Source organism: Streptomyces sp. NPDC001381 (genome assembly GCF_042895685.1).
Classification (GTDB): Bacteria; Actinomycetota; Actinomycetes; order Streptomycetales; family Streptomycetaceae; genus Streptomyces.
Map to the genome: position 1 here is coordinate 851,430 of NZ_JBIAWO010000003.1, position 14,684 is coordinate 866,113.

The window sequence follows — 14,684 nt, forward strand, 5'->3', positions numbered from 1 at the left end:
GTCGTGGTACGGGCCGAGCAGGCCCTGCCACACTTCTGCTGTGGTACGGGGGGTGGAGGTCAGCCCTCGACCGTGATGCCCATGGAACGGGCGGTGCCGGCGATGATCTTCGACGCGGCGTCCAGGTCGTTGGCGTTGAGGTCGGGCAGCTTGGTCTGGGCGATCTCGCGGACCTGCGCCTCGGTGATCTTGGCGACCTTGGTCTTGTGCGGCTCGCCGGAGCCCTTCTCGACACCCGCGGCCTTGAGGATCATCTTGGCGGCCGGCGGGGTCTTGGTGACGAAGGTGAACGAGCGGTCCTCGTAGACCGTGATCTCCACCGGGATGACCCAGCCACGCTGCGACTCGGTCGCGGCGTTGTAGGCCTTGCAGAACTCCATGATGTTGACGCCGTGCTGGCCCAGCGCGGGGCCGACCGGCGGAGCCGGGTTCGCCGCACCGGCGTTGATCTGGAGCTTGATGAGCCCCGTGACCTTCTTCTTCTTGGGAGGCATTGCTCTCTCCGGGTCCTAGTGAGAGTTTTTTCAGCCGTCCGGTCCGGATGATCCGGATGGAGGCATACCGCACAACGATAACGGGTATCCATGCGCGGCCAAAAACCGAGCAGGTCAGACAGGCTTTGACAGCCCGCCTGACCTGGTCGGAAGCAGTGAGACCTAGTTCTTGGTGATCTGGTCGAAGCTCAGCTCGACCGGCGTCTCGCGGCCGAAGATCTCGACGAGACCCTTGACCTTCTTCGAGTCGGCGTTGATCTCGTTGATCGTGGCCTGCAGCGTGGCGAAGGGGCCGTCGGTGACGGTGACCGAGTCGCCGACCTCGAAGTCCAGCACCTGGACCTCGACCTTGCGCTGCGGTGCGGGCTTGCCCTCGGCCTCGGCGGCCTCGCGGGCGGCCTTCTCCTCGGCCTCCGGGGCGAGCATCTTGACGATCTCGTCCAGGGTCAGCGGGTACGGGTCGTAGGCGTTGCCCACGAAGCCGGTGACGCCGGGGGTGTTGCGGACGACGCCCCAGGACTCGTTCGTCAGGTCCATACGGACGAGGACGTAGCCGGGAAGCTTGTTCTGGCGGATCGTCTTGCGGTCGCCGTTCTTGATCTGGACGACCTCTTCCTGCGGCACCTCGGCCTGGAAGATGTAGTCCTCGACGTTCAGCGAGACGGCGCGCTGCTCCAGGTTGGTCTTCACGCGGTTCTCGTAACCGGCGTAGGTGTGGATCACGTACCACTCGCCGGGGAGGGTGCGCAGTTCCTCACGCAGGGCGGCGACGGGGTCGACGGGCTCGGCCGGCTCTTCCTCCTCGGCCTCGCCTTCGTCCTCGGCCTCCGCGGAGGAGGCCTCGTCCTCGTCCTCGACGTGGAGCGCGGCTTCCTCCGCGGCCTCGCCCGCCTCGGCGTCGGCAGCCTCGAACTCGTCCACCTCGTCCGCGCCCTCGACGATGTCGAGCTCGTCGTCGACCTCGTCGGGCTCGATGGCGTCGTTCAGGTTCTGGTCAGACACGGTGGCTGCTTCTTCCTGGATACATAGGGGTGGAACATGCGAAAGGGGCGCCGGATACCTCGGCGCCCTTCGCTCTCGGATCAGCCGAAGACGTACTTGGCGGCGTGGCTGAGTCCATAGTCAATCACGGTCACAAGGCCGATCATGAGGACGACGAAGACGATCACTACGGTCGTGTACGTCGTCAGCTGGCTTCGCGTGGGCCAGACGACCTTGCGGAGCTCCGCGATGATCTGGCGGTAGAAAAGCGCGAGGCGCTTCAGCGGGCCCTTCTTGGCCCTCTTGCCGCCCTTGCGGGCCTTCTTCTTCGCCTCAGGCAGCTCGTCCTGGGCATCAGGCGTGTCGATGGAGCCCACGGCATCCGCCATTCGTCCTCACCTGTTCCCGGGTCGTGGCCGTGCCGCGCCCGGTCTGAGCCGCACGGCGGTGCATTGCTGTACGTACATGCGCACACATCCTGGCGAAGGTGTGTGTAGCAGGGCCGGAGGGACTTGAACCCCCAACCGCTGGTTTTGGAGACCAGTGCTCTACCAATTGAGCTACGACCCTTTGTGTGTCCCCAACGTACCGCATCCGCCCGGGTGCTCGGTGTGTGCACCGGGTGGGGCACGGCTGTTGAAGGCCAACGACGGATGAGTGTACGTGGTCCTGAGCGCGCCGTCGAACGGAAAGTGCTCTTGAGCGGATTCAGTCTGATGTTCTGTCGGCTGACCCGTCCGGTGCCCAGTCCGTGAAACCCGTGTGCCCGGCCGGTTTCCGGTCTGAAACCATGGGCCGTATGAGCGCTGCAACCCCTCCCACCGAGCGCCGGGTCTCCGCCCGAGTCGGCGCGATCTCCGAGTCCGCCACCCTCGCCGTGGACGCCAAGGCCAAGGCCCTGAAGGCCGCCGGGCGTCCGGTGATCGGCTTCGGCGCCGGTGAACCCGACTTCCCGACCCCGGACTACATCGTCGAGGCGGCCGTAGAGGCCTGCAAGAACCCCAAGTACCACCGCTACACGCCGGCCGGTGGTCTGCCCGAGCTGAAGGCCGCGATCGCCGCGAAGACCCTGCGCGACTCCGGCTACGAGGTCGACGCCTCGCAGATCCTGGTCACCAACGGCGGCAAGCAGGCGATCTACAACGCCTTCGCCGCGATCCTCGACCCGGGCGACGAGGTCATCGTCCCGGCGCCTTACTGGACGACGTACCCGGAGTCGATCCGTCTCGCCGGCGGTGTCCCGGTGGAGGTCGTGGCCGACGAGACGACCGGCTACCGGGTCTCCGTCGAGCAGCTGGAGGCGGCGCGCACGGAGAAGACGAAGGTCGTGCTCTTCGTCTCGCCGTCCAACCCGACCGGCGCGGTCTACAGCGCCGCCGAGGCCGAGGCGATCGGCCGCTGGGCCGTCGAGCACGGCCTGTGGGTGCTGACGGACGAGATCTACGAGCACCTGGTCTACGGCGACGCGACCTTCACCTCGCTGCCGGCGATCCTGCCCGAGCTGCGCGACAAGTGCGTCGTGGTCAACGGTGTCGCCAAGACGTACGCGATGACCGGCTGGCGGGTCGGGTGGATCATCGGCCCGAAGGACGTCGTCAAGGCCGCGACGAACCTGCAGTCGCACGCCACCTCCAACGTCTCGAACGTGGCGCAGGTCGCCGCCATCGCCGCCGTCTCCGGTGACCTGTCGGCGGTGGCGAAGATGAAGGAGGCCTTCGACCGGCGCCGCAAGACCATCGTGCGGATGCTCAACGAGATCGACGGCGTCCTGTGCCCGGAGCCCGAGGGCGCGTTCTACGCGTACCCGTCGGTGAAGGCGCTGCTCGGCAAGGAGATCCGCGGCAAGCGCCCGCAGAGCAGCGTGGAGCTGGCCGAGCTGATCCTGGAGGAGGCCGAGGTCGCGGTCGTCCCGGGTGAGGCCTTCGGCACGCCGGGCTATCTGCGGCTGTCGTACGCGCTGGGCGACGAGGACCTCGTCGAGGGCGTGAGCAGGATCCAGAAGCTGCTGGCGGAGGCCAGGGACTGACGTCCGGCTCCCGCGTGCGGGGGGCGCCGGTCCCGGATCCGGGACCGGCGCCCCCCGTTGCTTTGTGCGAGCAAGACCACGTTCGGGGAAACGGCTACCGGGAGGACCTCGACGTACGGCAGGATCGCTGAATGGAGCGTGTACGTGATGTCTCTGAGCTGCCGAAAGCCCATCTGCACCTGCACTTCACCGGGTCGATGCGGCCCGGGACCGTGCTGGAACTGGCCGACAAGTACGGGGTGCGTCTGCCCGACGCGCTGACCGACGCGCTGACCAGCGGGGAGCCGCCGAGACTGCGGGCCACGGACGAGCGGGGCTGGTTCCGCTTCCAGCGGCTGTACGACGCGGCGCGGTCCTGCCTCAGGGAGCCGGAGGACATACAGCGGCTGGTGCGGGAGGCGGCGGAGGAGGACATCCGGGACGGCTCCGGCTGGCTGGAGATCCAGGTCGACCCGACGTCGTACGCGCCCCGGCTGGGCGGGCTGATCCCGGCGCTGGAGATCATCCTGGACGCGGTGGAGACGGCCTCGCGGGAGACCGGGCTGGGAATGCGGGTGCTGGTCGCGGCGAACCGGATGAAGCATCCGCTGGACGCCCGGACGCTGGCGCGGCTGGCGGTGCGGTACGCGGACCGGGGTGTGGTCGGCTTCGGGCTGTCGAACGACGAGCGGCGGGGCATGGCGCGGGACTTCGACCGGGCCTTCCACATCGCGCGCGAGGGCGGCCTGCTCTCGGCGCCGCACGGCGGCGAACTGTCGGGGCCGTCCTCGGTGCGGGACTGTCTGGACGATCTGCACGCGACCCGGCTCGGGCACGGGGTACGGGCGGCGGAGGACCCTCGGCTGCTGAAGCGGCTGGCGGAGCGGGGCGTGACCTGCGAGGTGTGCCCGGCGTCGAACGTGGCCCTGGGGGTGTACGAGAAGCCCGAGGACGTGCCGCTGCGGACGCTGTTCGAGGCGGGTGTGCCCCTGGCGCTCGGCGCCGACGACCCCCTCCTCTTCGGCTCGCGGCTGGCCGCGCAGTACGAGTTCGCCCGCCGCCACCACGGCTTCACGGACGAGGAACTGGCGGAACTGGCCCGGCAGTCGGTACGGGGCTCGGCGGCGCCGGAGGGCGTACGGGCGAAGCTGCTGGCAGGCGTGGACGACTGGCTGACGTCCTGAGCCCACCGCCCCGGGTCGGCGCGGCCGGGTCGGCGCGGCCAGGAGGTAGGACCGGAACGACAGAACCGGCACGGCAGGACCGGGGTGCAGAGCCGGGACGACGTGGCCGGGACGACAGGACCGGGGCGACTGACTGGCGTCCTGAACCCGCCGGACTGGGACGGCAGAGGCGGGGCGGCACGGCCGGGACAGCAGGACCGGGGCGGAGGCGGTCGCGCGGCCGGGACGGTGTGGTCGGCGCGGCACGGGTCGGGAGAGCCGGGGCGGCGGGGTGGGCCCTGGGGCCGGGCCGCCGTCCCGGCTTTCGTCATCGCCGGCCCGGGAGTTCCGGCAGGAGCGGGTAGCGGGTCGACAGGCGCATCGCGCCCTCGGTGACCGCGGGGTCGCGCGAGGCCGCCTGGACGCCGTCGAGGTAGGCGTGCGCCGCCGCCTCGAAGACGTTGTCCACCGCCGTGAGTTCGGCGGCGAGGGCCTGGGCGCGCTCGGTACGCCGGCTCTCCTGGGTGGCCTGCTCCCGCTGGGCCGCCGCGACCGCCGCCTCCGCCCGCGCCAGCACGTCCTCGGCCTTCGCCAGCCGCTTGCCGTGGAGCCGGTAGGCGGCGACGAAGGGGTGCTCCTCGGAGACGGCGAGCAGGAAGGCGATGCCGCCGGAGAGCAGGAGCAGGGCGATGAAGGTGACGCTGACGGTGTGCTCGTCCAGGTGGAGCTGGTCGAGCAGGGTCGGCGCGGGCGGCAGGTCGACGCCCAGCTGCCGGGCGGTCTCCGCGAGGCCGGAGGTGTCGTCGTCCCGGAAGACGATGCGGGCGCGCAGGTCGCCCAGGTACCAGGCGGCCCAGCCCCACAGGGTGACGAGCGCGGCCGCGACCGGCAGGACCAGCCACAGGGCGGCGGTGGCACCCCGGCGGCGCCACTGGCGGCCGGCCTGGAAGGGGCCGAGGGTCATGGCGACGCCGACGGCGGCGGTCAGCAGGAACGCGCTCACCCGGCCTTCGGGGGTGCCGTCGTGGATGGCCAGGAACACGCCCAGGTACACGGGGAGTTCGACCAGGATCAGCAGCAGGGTGAGGACCCGGCGGGGCCAGCGGGCCATGGCCGTGGTCTCGGTCAGGCCCTCCCAGGGCACCTCCGTCGCGGTCGCGGGCCGGGGGGCCTGGTGCGGTGCGAAGTCGCCTTCCCGTTCGTCGGGGGCGTACAGGCCGCCGTCCTCGCCCTCGGCGTACTCCGGGTCCTTCTCCGGGGGTTCGGTGGAGGGGTCCGTGCCGTCCGGGCGGCCGCCCCCGGAGCGGGCGACGATCCAGGGCAGCAGGCGGTCGCGCCGGTCCTCGCGGGCGGCCATCCGGGTCGCCGCGCGGTCCAGGCGGGCGGACGCCGCGTGCCGGCGGCGGGTCTCCTCCTCCTGGGCGTCCCGGGCCCGGCGGGCCTCGGCCGTCCGGGCCGCCGTGTCGGCGTACAGCTGGGCGGAGGCCCGCAGTTCGCGTTCCTCGCGCTCGTGGTGCTCGGCGACGACCCGGTTGCGGGTGTGGTCGCGCATGCCCTGGAGCCGGCCGAAGTAGGGCAGCCGGCGGCTGGAGCCGAGGACGTACGGGTTGAGCGTGCCGTCGGCCGCGGCGCGGCGGCCGGCGTTCTCGGCCTGCTCCAGCAGGCTCCGGCCCTCGCGGGTCTCGGACAGCGGGACCCGGCCGCGGGGTGCGGCGGGGGCGGTGCGGCCGAGGCCGGGGGCCCGGCCCTCGGAGCGGCGGAAGCGGAAGGGGTTGCGGAGCCGGCGGGGCTCGTCAGGCGCCGTATCCGTCGTCGACATCGACCTTCACCTCCTTCTCCAGCAGCTGCGTCCAGAACGCGCCGAGCTGTTCGACGTGTTCGGGGCTGGTCTGGCCGCCGCGCATGGCGAAGCCGACCCGGTAGACGGTGGTGTCGGGCAGGTCGGGCAGGTTGCGGCCGGCGACCATCGCGTCGACGGCGGTGTCCCGCTGCGCCTGCGTCTCGATCTTGTACTTGGACAGTTTGAAGCCCGGGTCGGCCTGCTCGAAGTCGCTGACCACGAGGATCTGGAAGGTGCCGTCGCCGTCGCGGGGCACCTTGGCCACGCGGGTGAGGCCGCCCAGCACGTCGGAGCCGGGCTGGCGGTCGCGGGCGCACTCCAGCATCTTCTCGGCGCCGGCCTCGGCCAGGACACGGGTCTGCGTCCACAGGGGCTCGCGTTCCGAGCGTTTGTCGGAGTCCGGGTCGATGTCGATGCGCGGCACCTGGCAGGAGGAGGCCTCGGACGCGGAGGTGATGGGCGCGTAGGAGAGGTACTTGCACTTCTTGTCGGCGAGGAAGCGGGGCAGCGTCGCCTTCAGCTTCTCCTTCGCCCGGAAGCCGTCGTCGCTGTCGGCGCCGGAGCCGGAGCCGTCCACGACGACCGCGCAGTCGGCCTTGAGCCGTTCGGGCCCGTCCAGCGGGCCGCACGCCGTCAGCAGCAGGGCCGCCGCGCCCAGCGCGGCGGCCACCCCTGCCGGGCGGATCGCGCCGGTGGTGGTTGTCGTCATCGGTTCCCCCGCTCTCTTCGGCCGGCCGCCGCGGCCGCCGACCCGATCCTCTGCTCCAGAATCTGCAGCGCCCTGCGGACCACGACCCCGTCGAGCAGCCAGTCCGGCGGGCCCGTCCAGGTGTCGTCGAGGGCCGCGGTGCCCGGTGCCCCGGCGGGCGGCAGTTCCTCCAGCCGGGCGGCGCGCGCGTACGCGGCCTCGTAGTGGGCGAGTTCCTGGTCGGCGCAGGCGGCGAGGGCCAGGCCGCGCTGCTGGCAGGCCGTCACCTCCGTGCGCCACTGCGACACCCAGCCGCCGAAGCGGGCCAGGGCCGCCGGTACGTCCTCGCGCCCGCGGTCGTCCTCGCGCGGGGCGTCGTACTCCGTCACGATCCGCTCGGACTCCTCGTGCACCCGTCCGACGGCGGCGGCGCGTTCCTTCAGGAACCGGGCCATCAGGTCGTCCAGTGCCATGCGCGCCCCGCGTTCCAGCTGCCGGGCGTAGTGCTCGGTGCCTATGCCGGCCCTGCCGTCCCGCCGCGCCCGGCGGGTGGCCCGCCAGCGGGTGCGTGCGGTGAGGCGGGCGCGGCCGTAGTCCGCCGGGACGGACTTCACCTCGCTCATTCCATCCCCCTCGTTCGGATTCCCCGGACCACCCACGGGGATTCGCGCGCAGCCTAGGGGATAAACGAAGGCGGGCGGGAGAGATTTACGACAGCGGATTTACCGCATCCGGAAATCAGCCGGAGATCGACCGGCGAACGACCGGAGCACCGGCTTTGTTACCGGAGGGTTCCTGGAAAGATTCCGAAAACCCGGGCCGTTCCGGCGGCACTCGGAATAGGCTCCCTCCCGCTCGGGCGGGAGTGTGCCCGGAGACGGAGAAAAGATCTTCGCATACGCGTGCGGGATTTTCGGCATACGGCTGCGGCATATGCCGAAGCGGGGGGAAACGTGACGGGAGTGACGGGAGAGACCGCTGCGGCGGTCGCCGCCGACGCGGCGCTGCCGGTGCGGGTCGCCGACGGGTACTTCCCGGTCGAGACGCTCGGCCCGGGGCGCCGGCTGGCCCTGTGGTTCCAGGGCTGCGCGCTGGCCTGCCCGGGCTGTATGTCCCGGCACACCTGGGATCCCGCGGGCGGCCGGGCGGCCACCGTCGGTGAGCTGCTGCGCCTGTGGGAGGCGGCGCTGGCGCGGGGCGCGGAGGGCCTGACCGTCAGCGGCGGGGAACCCCTCGCCCAGCCCGCCGCGCTGGCGGCGCTGCTGCGCGGCGCCGGCCGGCTGCGCGAGCGGGCGGGGCGGGCCGCCGACCTGCTCGTCTACACCGGTCACGAGCCGGGCGAGGTGCCGGAAGGGGTGTGGTCGGCGCTGGCGGGCGCGGACGCGGTCGTGACGGGCCGGTTCCGGGTCGCCGAGCCGACGGACCTGGTCTGGCGCGGCTCCGCCAACCAGCGGCTCGTCCCGCAGACCGCCCTCGGTGCCCTGCGCTACGGCCCGCATCTCGCCCGCCTCCATCCGCCGGGACCGCGTGTGAGCCTGCGGGCGGACGCCGACGGCGGGGGCGCCCGCGTGTACGGCGTCCCGGCCCGCGGCGAGCTGCGCCGGCTGGAGCGCGAGCTGGCGGCGGGCGGCATCCGCCTCACCGGACCCAGCTGGCGCCCGTGATGGCGCGCCCCACGGGGGCACCTGCCCCGACGTGCGCCTCGCGCGCCCCTAAACGAGCCTCGCGCACCTCCGGAAGCACCGTGTGCGCCCCCGTCGGCGCCCCGCGAATCAGGGCGTCCGACCTCTTACGGTCCCGCTCATGGCTCCGGCTTCTCCGCCGCCTCCACGCCGAACATCCGGGCCGCGTCCGGATGGCGCGTCACGACGTGCACGGACCAGCCGGGGTCGGCGGTGAGGGCGTCCTCGATGGCCCAGCTCAGCCATTCCGCGCTGGTTGCGCGCTCCAGGCCGCCGCGGCCGGCGCCCAGCAGCGGGAAGCAGATCGAGCGCAGGCCGGGCAGCCCGTCCGCCCGTTCCCGGCGCGCGCGGGCGAAGCAGGCGGCGACGGCGGTGGCGATGTGCTGCGGGTCGACGCGGTAGGCGTGCCCGTCCGGCACCGCCACGGCCGCGTGGTAGACGCGCCGCACCCCGCGCTCGGCGAGAGCGCCGGCGCCGGTCGGCACGACCGTGCCCGGCCGCAGCGGCAGCACCCCGGGCCGGGCCCGCACCCAGGCGGCGAGCTCGTCCGCGAGGACGTCGGCCACCGGCCCGTCCGCCGCGCAGCCCACGGCCGCCGAGCGGCGCAGCGCCCCGGAGACGGTGGGCCGGAACGACTTCGACATCTCCAGGTGGACGTTCTCGGAGGAGACCAGGATGTCGATGTCCCGCAGCAGTTCGATGGGCGAGAGATGGACGGTGACCGGCCTGGTCCCGGCCCGGCCGGCCAGCCCGGTGCGCGGTACGACCATCGGACGGGCCGCCGGGGTGCGGGCGGGCCCGGCGCCCCGCGGCGCCGGCCGCGACGGGGGCCCGGCGGGCTCGCGGGCCTCGGCGAGCACGGCCCCGGCCAGCTGCTCGACCACCTGTTTCTCCTGGCTGTGCCGGAACCGCTCGCTGGTCACCCCGTACACCAGGGCGGCGGCCCGGCGCCGGTCCGCGGCCGGGTCGCCGCGCCGGCCGGGCAGCAGTCCGTAGGTGCACTGGGCGGCGCGGCCTATCAGGTCGTCGGTGCCGAGCCGCTCGGCGGCCGCGCGGATCAGGCGTTCCGCGCCGTCGGCGAGGTCCTCCTCGCCCCCGGCGTACCCGGCGTACAGGGTGGCCGCGCGCAGCGCCTCGGGCACCAGGGCCTGCAGCGCGGGCAGGCCCCCGCGGCGCAGGTGCCGCAGCTCCCGTATCAGGTCGGCGCGGTCGGGCAGACCATCAGGGTTCATGGCGGTCAACATATCCACGCCGGTACCGCGGCCGCCCCGCCTTCCCGCGGTACGCCCCGCATCGGTGCACCCGCCCGGTACCCTCCGCGAATTACCCCGTTTCCCGGTGCGCGGCGCCGGGATCCCGCTACTCTTCCGGCCCGGGCGTCCTTCCGTGCCGGGCTGCCTGCCGTCGGGTCCCGCAATTCGGTGCGCGGCGCGGCGGATGCGTATCCCGTGTTCCTCCCGGCCCCTTTTCCGGCACACCATTCCGCACTCTTTTCCGCACGCGGTTCCCCACCTCTTCACGCCGGTCCTTCCCACGCCCTTCCGTACGCCCTCTCCGGCGCCCGCCGGGCCCATTCCGCGCGCAGGTGAATTCCATGACGTTTCCAGTCGGTCCCGATCCTCATGGCGACGACGACGGCCTGGTCCCGCCGACGCTGTACGAACCGCCGGGCGGCACCGGTGGCATGGCCGCGCCCGACCCGCGGGGCGAGCCGGTCGAGCTGCCGCCCTCGCTGGCCGGCCGCTTCCAGCCGCGTGAGCGGCTGCCCCGGCGCGGCGAGCAGACCGTGCACCGGGCCGCCGAGGAGGGGCGCTCCGCCGAGCTGCGGGCGGCCGTGTTCCGGGTGCGCTGCCCGGCCGACGGCACCGAACGGATCGTCAAGTGGTTCCACCCGGACGCCGCGCCCGACCCGGCGGTGACCGCGCTGCTGTCGCGGGGGCGGCTGCACGCGGGACTGTCGTACGTCCTGGAGGCGGGCGTCGACCGGGGGGCGCCGTTCCATGTGCTGCCCTCGCACGGCAACACGGATCTCGCCACCCATCTGCGCGACCGCTCCGGCCCGTTGCCCCCGACCGACGTCGAGCGGATCGTCGAACGGCTGCACGGCGCGCTGACCGCCCTGCACGCGGCGGGTGTGGTGCACCGGGACCTCAAGCCGTCCAACCTGGTCCTCGGCGACTACGACGACCCCGCGACCATGGTGCTGATCGACTTCGGCATCTCCGCCACCGGACCCTTCCCGCGCCAGGTGGGCCGCGGCTGGGCCGGCACCCCCGGGTACGCGTCGCCGCAGGCGCAGCTCATGACGCCGATCGTGCGGCCGGCGGACGACTGGTGGTCGCTCGGGATCGTCGTCGCGGAGGCCGCGCTCGGCCGGCATCCCGTCCGGCACCGCGAGACGGCGTCGGTCATGGACGCCGTCCAGCGCGGCGACATCGACCTCGACGGCATCCGCGATCCGCGGGTCCGGCTCCTCTGCGAGGGGCTGCTGACCTGGGACCACGAGCACCGCTGGGGCGCCGTGCAGGTCCGGCGGTGGCTCGACCGCGAGTCCCCCGACGTGGTCCGCGAGGGGCCCCGGCCCCGGCCGGGCGGGCGTCCGGCCGCCGACCCCGAGGCACCCCACTTCGAACACGCGGGCCGGCGGTTCACCGACCCGGCGGAACTGGGCGAGGTGTTCGACGCGGACTGGCCCGCCATGACCCGCCGGCTGTCCCGGGGCCGCGGCCGGGATCAACTCGCCGACTGGCTCGCCGAGTTCCGTCCCACGGCGGACACCGACCGGGCCGGTGAACTCGACGAGCTGCTGGACCGGCTCCGGCGCGCGCGGCGCGGACCGGACGCGGCGACCCTCATCGACCTGATCGGCTGGATGGCGCCCCAGCAGGAGCCCGGCTACCGCGGCATCCCGCTGGGCATGGGCGACCTGCCGGCCTTCGCCGGGCGGGCCGCCGACGGCGACCGGCAGTGCGCGTCCGTCATGAACGAGCTGTACGGGCAGCGCCTGCTGACCCGGCTGGCCCGGCGCCGCGGCGGCGAGGAACTGACGTACGTCTCCCGGCGCTGGCACACCCACCACCGCCAGTGGGCGGAGGCGACCGCCCGGCTGTCGCAGATACCCGAGCTGCGCGACCACCGGGACGACCTGCGCGCCGCGACCGCCACCGGCCCGGCCCTCACCGCCGAGCTGCTGCGCCTGGCCGCCGATCCCGCCCCGGTCACCCGGCGGCTCCGCGCCGAACTGCGGGACGTGCTGCGCGCCCTGCCCGCGCGGGTGCCCTGGTTCACCCGGCTGGCCGAGGCGGCCGACGACCCCGTACCGCTGCTGCTGACCCTGCGGCTGCGGCCGCTGGCCGAGGCGCAGGCCCGGGAGACCCGGCGGGCCCAGGAGGAACGCCGGCAGCTGGCGGCCATCGGCCGGCGGGCCGAGCACACCCGGCTGGTGCGGCGCCGGCTGGAGCTGCCGGTGGTGCTGGGCCGGGCCGCGGGCGGGGCGCTGCTGCTGTTCTTCCCGCACACCTTCCTGGTCGGCCTGGCCGACGTGTACGGGTGGGCGCCGCAGAGCACCGTGCTGATCGCCTGGATGCTGAGCGTGCCGTCGCTGGCGGCGCTGCTCGTGATCGAGTGCTGGACCGCCTGGTACATCGGCCCCTGGTACCACCCCCGGTTCTCCGTGATGGGCCTCATGACGCGGCGGGCGCTGCCGCTGACCAGCCGGATCGGACGGCGCGGGTGGAAGCGGTACCTGTGGGCGGCCGTGGGCGCCGCGGCCCTGGCGGGCACGGTCGCGGGCACGTTCTTCCTCGCGGTGTGGATCTGGCCGGCGGGGACCGTGCTGGTGCTGCTGGTCTCGGCGGTGCTGCGGGTGCGGGCCTGGCACCGCTACCAGGCGGACGCCCGCAGCGGCAGCCGGTCGGCACCGCCCGCCGATCCGCGGGGCGACACCCGGGGCGGCAGGCGGGGCGATCCGCCGGCCGGTCCGCGCGGCGGGACCCCGGCCGGAACCCCGGCCGGTCCGCCCGCCGGTCCCGGCGCCGGTCCGCACGCCGATCCGCGCGGCGGGGTGCCGGGAGCGCGCCGGCCCGCCGGGTCCCCCGCGCCCGCCTCCCCCTCGCTTTCCCCGTCCGGTCCCCCGTCCGGTTCTTCCCCGGCCGGTTCTTCCCCATCCGGTCCCCTACCCGGTTCCCGTACTGGAGGAGTGGCGTGAGCAGTGCGTACGCCGGCACCGATCTGTTCGCCGTGATGCCGGACGTCTCGGCGTCCGGGGTGGACCCCACGCTGGCCCAGCCCGACGTGGTCGGCCTGCAGATGCCGGACACCGGCGTCTCCGACCTGGCCCACTCGGCGACCGGCCACGTCGACGCCGTGGGGCACGCCGTCGACCACATGGTGGACGAGGCCGCCCAGCAGGTGCACGACATGATCGTGCCCGCGCTCATCGGACTCGCCGACCTCAGCGGCGCGCTGCTGGTCACCCGGCTGGCGCTGCGCGGCACCATGGCGCTCGCGGCGTTCAACAACAAGGTCGCCGTCGAGCAGGAGGCCATGGCCCGGCGGCAGATGTCCCTGGAGGACGGCAGCGAGTGCTGGCGGCGCGCGGCGGAGACCGCGGCCGGCCTCAACGCCCGCGTCACGGTGCTGGGCCTCGACCCCGCCGGACCGGGCGACCCGCCGCTGCCCGCACCGGTGCAGCCCGTCGGCGTCCCCCTCGACCTGCTGTGGAAGCGGCTGGCCGAGACCGAGCGGGCCCTGCGCCGGGTGGAGGCCCAGCGCGCGGCCCGCGCCACCGCGCGCCTGCCCTTCCAGCACCGTGAGGACCCGGAGCGCGCCGACTGGTACGACCGGCTCCGTGAGCAGCGCCGCCGCGCCCTCAAGACGTACGCGGCCGGCGGCGAGCTGCCCGCGCCGGCGGCGGCACGGCCGCCCCGTACGGACCAGGAGCCCGCGCTCACCGAGGAGGACGTCCTGCGCGAGGGCGCGGAGCTGCTCGCCCGGCTGCCGCTGGCGTTCACCTCCGAGAGCCGGGAGCTGATCGACGACTGCCTGCTGGAGGCCCGGCGGGCGGTCGGGCGGCGGCCCAGGGCGGTACGGCGCTATCTCGACGAGGCCGCGCTCATCGCGCACAAGGAGTCCGAGCGGGCCGAGCGCGCCGAGACGGCCCGCCGCGACGCCGCGCTGCGGCTGCAGGTGCTCCGGGCCGGCGCGCCCGAGGGCGTCGACCCGCTGCCGGAGGCGCCCGCCGCGGTCGGCATCCTCGACCGCGTGCTGCGCGACGGCGTCCCGGCGTCGAAGGAGGAGGAGCGGACCGTCCAGCAGGCGCTCGCCGCCCGCTCGGCCGCCCTGCACCGGGCGTACCTGGTGGCGGCGCTGCGCCGGGCGAGCGAGCAGTGGGGGGACGGTACGGTGCACGCCCGGGCCGACGCCGAGCACTGGGACTTCGCCCCGGCGGCCTGGGGCGGCCACTACTGGCTGCGGGTCCGCCTCACCGCCACCGGCCAGGCCCGTGTCCTCACCATGCGCAGACCGCTCACCGCGCGGGAGGCCGCCGACCCGGTGACCGTCGCCCGCTGGCAGGCGCTGGACGCCGAGCGCTGCACCGAGAGCGCCGCGTACGTCGACGAGCTGGGCCTGCTGAGCGAGGAGGAGGGGGTGCGCGCGGAGTTCACCTGGACGGAGAGCCAGGTGCTCACCGGGGAACCGGCGCCGGGCCTCACGGACTCGTTCCGCGGCGAATCCACCGCCCGGCCCGCCCGCACCCGCCGCCCGCGGCGACAGCCACAGCACCGCCACCGCGACGACCGCCGCTGACCCGCCACCGGGTCCCACCGGCC

At 74.0% G+C, this 14,684-nt stretch carries 12 protein-coding genes and 1 tRNA gene; 5 read left to right on the forward strand and 8 right to left on the reverse strand.

Annotated elements, in window-relative coordinates; translation table 11 throughout:
* Positions 1–59: 59 nt before the first annotated feature.
* The 4 genes from rplK to ACFY2L_RS17500 form a co-directional block, all read right to left on the reverse strand.
* Positions 60–494 (reverse strand): 50S ribosomal protein L11, encoded by a 435-nt coding sequence (gene rplK / locus ACFY2L_RS17485; RefSeq protein WP_037858373.1) that lies wholly within the window; start codon positions 492–494, stop codon positions 60–62.
* Between the two features lie 162 nt (positions 495–656).
* The gene (gene nusG, locus ACFY2L_RS17490) at positions 657–1,496 is read right to left on the reverse strand and encodes a transcription termination/antitermination protein NusG (protein ID WP_390822716.1); all 840 of its coding nucleotides are present in this window, start codon (positions 1,494–1,496) and stop codon (positions 657–659) included.
* 80 nt (positions 1,497–1,576) lie between these two features.
* Complete coding sequence (gene secE / locus ACFY2L_RS17495) at positions 1,577–1,864, reverse strand: preprotein translocase subunit SecE (RefSeq protein ID WP_390658110.1); 288 nt, start codon at positions 1,862–1,864, stop codon at positions 1,577–1,579.
* A 108-nt stretch (positions 1,865–1,972) separates the two neighbouring features.
* Positions 1,973–2,045: transfer RNA gene (locus ACFY2L_RS17500), tRNA-Trp, on the reverse strand.
* A 229-nt stretch (positions 2,046–2,274) separates the two neighbouring features.
* Between ACFY2L_RS17500 and ACFY2L_RS17505 the strand changes: the two genes are divergently transcribed.
* Positions 2,275–3,501, forward strand: coding sequence for a pyridoxal phosphate-dependent aminotransferase (locus ACFY2L_RS17505; RefSeq protein WP_390658109.1), 1,227 nt, complete (start codon positions 2,275–2,277; stop codon positions 3,499–3,501).
* A gap of 131 nt (positions 3,502–3,632) precedes the next feature.
* Positions 3,633–4,664 (forward strand): adenosine deaminase, encoded by a 1,032-nt coding sequence (locus tag ACFY2L_RS17510; RefSeq protein WP_390658108.1) that lies wholly within the window; start codon positions 3,633–3,635, stop codon positions 4,662–4,664.
* A 307-nt stretch (positions 4,665–4,971) separates the two neighbouring features.
* Here ACFY2L_RS17510 and ACFY2L_RS17515 read toward each other — a convergent pair whose 3' ends face one another.
* From ACFY2L_RS17515 to ACFY2L_RS17525, 3 genes are read right to left on the reverse strand one after another with little or no spacing between them, the layout of a single operon-like run.
* Positions 4,972–6,462: a hypothetical protein gene (locus ACFY2L_RS17515; RefSeq protein WP_390822717.1), complete on the reverse strand. Its 1,491-nt coding sequence runs from the start codon at positions 6,460–6,462 to the stop codon at positions 4,972–4,974.
* Positions 6,437–7,192 carry a hypothetical protein gene (locus tag ACFY2L_RS17520; protein WP_390658106.1) on the reverse strand — a complete coding sequence of 252 codons (756 nt, stop codon included), beginning with the start codon at positions 7,190–7,192 and terminating at the stop codon, positions 6,437–6,439. The genes ACFY2L_RS17515 and ACFY2L_RS17520 overlap by 26 nt, the downstream gene beginning before the upstream one ends.
* Positions 7,189–7,794 carry a hypothetical protein gene (locus ACFY2L_RS17525; RefSeq protein ID WP_390658105.1) on the reverse strand — a complete coding sequence of 202 codons (606 nt, stop codon included), beginning with the start codon at positions 7,792–7,794 and terminating at the stop codon, positions 7,189–7,191. Before ACFY2L_RS17525 ends, ACFY2L_RS17520 begins: the two co-directional genes overlap by 4 nt.
* A 339-nt stretch (positions 7,795–8,133) precedes the next feature.
* Between ACFY2L_RS17525 and ACFY2L_RS17530 the strand changes: the two genes are divergently transcribed.
* Positions 8,134–8,835: a 4Fe-4S cluster-binding domain-containing protein gene (locus tag ACFY2L_RS17530; protein ID WP_390658104.1), complete on the forward strand. Its 702-nt coding sequence runs from the start codon at positions 8,134–8,136 to the stop codon at positions 8,833–8,835.
* Positions 8,836–8,972: 137 nt separating this feature from the next.
* Here ACFY2L_RS17530 and ACFY2L_RS17535 read toward each other — a convergent pair whose 3' ends face one another.
* Positions 8,973–10,085 (reverse strand): macro domain-containing protein, encoded by a 1,113-nt coding sequence (locus ACFY2L_RS17535; protein ID WP_390658103.1) that lies wholly within the window; start codon positions 10,083–10,085, stop codon positions 8,973–8,975.
* Between the two features lie 362 nt (positions 10,086–10,447).
* Between ACFY2L_RS17535 and ACFY2L_RS17540 the strand changes: the two genes are divergently transcribed.
* Both ACFY2L_RS17540 and ACFY2L_RS17545 read left to right on the forward strand, forming a co-directional pair.
* Positions 10,448–13,060 carry a protein kinase gene (locus ACFY2L_RS17540; RefSeq protein WP_390822718.1) on the forward strand — a complete coding sequence of 871 codons (2,613 nt, stop codon included), beginning with the start codon at positions 10,448–10,450 and terminating at the stop codon, positions 13,058–13,060.
* Entirely contained in the window at positions 13,057–14,661 is a 1,605-nt protein-coding gene (locus ACFY2L_RS17545) for a hypothetical protein (protein ID WP_390822719.1), read from the forward strand. The genes ACFY2L_RS17540 and ACFY2L_RS17545 overlap by 4 nt, the downstream gene beginning before the upstream one ends.
* Positions 14,662–14,684: the final 23 nt, after the last annotated feature.

What these genes read in the sequence shown, in the direction of transcription:
- rplK (WP_037858373.1), bottom strand. Translation starts at nt 494, where the DNA reads ATGCCTCCCAAGAAGAAGAAGGTCACGGGGCTCATCAAGCTCCAGATC.
- secE (WP_390658110.1), bottom strand. Translation starts at nt 1,864, where the DNA reads ATGGCGGATGCCGTGGGCTCCATCGACACGCCTGATGCCCAGGACGAG.
- ACFY2L_RS17505 (WP_390658109.1), top strand. Translation starts at nt 2,275, where the DNA reads ATGAGCGCTGCAACCCCTCCCACCGAGCGCCGGGTCTCCGCCCGAGTC.
- ACFY2L_RS17510 (WP_390658108.1), top strand. Translation starts at nt 3,633, where the DNA reads ATGGAGCGTGTACGTGATGTCTCTGAGCTGCCGAAAGCCCATCTGCAC.
- ACFY2L_RS17515 (WP_390822717.1), bottom strand. Translation starts at nt 6,462, where the DNA reads ATGTCGACGACGGATACGGCGCCTGACGAGCCCCGCCGGCTCCGCAAC.
- ACFY2L_RS17520 (WP_390658106.1), bottom strand. Translation starts at nt 7,192, where the DNA reads ATGACGACAACCACCACCGGCGCGATCCGCCCGGCAGGGGTGGCCGCC.
- ACFY2L_RS17525 (WP_390658105.1), bottom strand. Translation starts at nt 7,794, where the DNA reads ATGAGCGAGGTGAAGTCCGTCCCGGCGGACTACGGCCGCGCCCGCCTC.
- ACFY2L_RS17535 (WP_390658103.1), bottom strand. Translation starts at nt 10,085, where the DNA reads ATGAACCCTGATGGTCTGCCCGACCGCGCCGACCTGATACGGGAGCTG.
- ACFY2L_RS17540 (WP_390822718.1), top strand. Translation starts at nt 10,448, where the DNA reads ATGACGTTTCCAGTCGGTCCCGATCCTCATGGCGACGACGACGGCCTG.